Origin of the sequence: Idiomarina sp. Sol25, assembly GCF_033052775.1 — a bacterium.
GTDB lineage: Bacteria > Pseudomonadota > Gammaproteobacteria > Enterobacterales > Alteromonadaceae > Idiomarina.
The window spans coordinates 1-253 of record NZ_JAUPEW010000188.1; the positions used below are offsets into that span (position 1 = coordinate 1).

The following is a 253-nucleotide window of genomic DNA, read 5'->3' on the forward strand; positions in this document are numbered from 1 at the left end:
GCGCCTCGGCGAGCCCATAGGCCTGTGCCAGCAGCGCGTAGGAGCGCAGCCGCGCCGTCTGGTCGAACATCGCGGTCATGATCATGACTTCGTCCGCCCGCGTTGCCGCGATCAGCGCGTCGATCTTGCCGCGCACCGTCGCCGGCGCTCCCACCAGGAGTTGGGGGGGGTTGGCGGCGACCGCCGCCTTCTCGCTCGGCGTATAGGGATAGGCCAGCGCTTCCTGTGGGCTCACCATCGGCGAGAACTCGCC

At 70.0% G+C, this 253-nt stretch carries 1 protein-coding gene; it reads right to left on the reverse strand.

Features of this window, described 5'->3' with window-relative positions; translation table 11 throughout:
- The coding region (locus Q5L94_RS13950; RefSeq protein WP_411161950.1) for a hypothetical protein at positions 1-253 on the reverse strand (253 nt) is incomplete at both ends.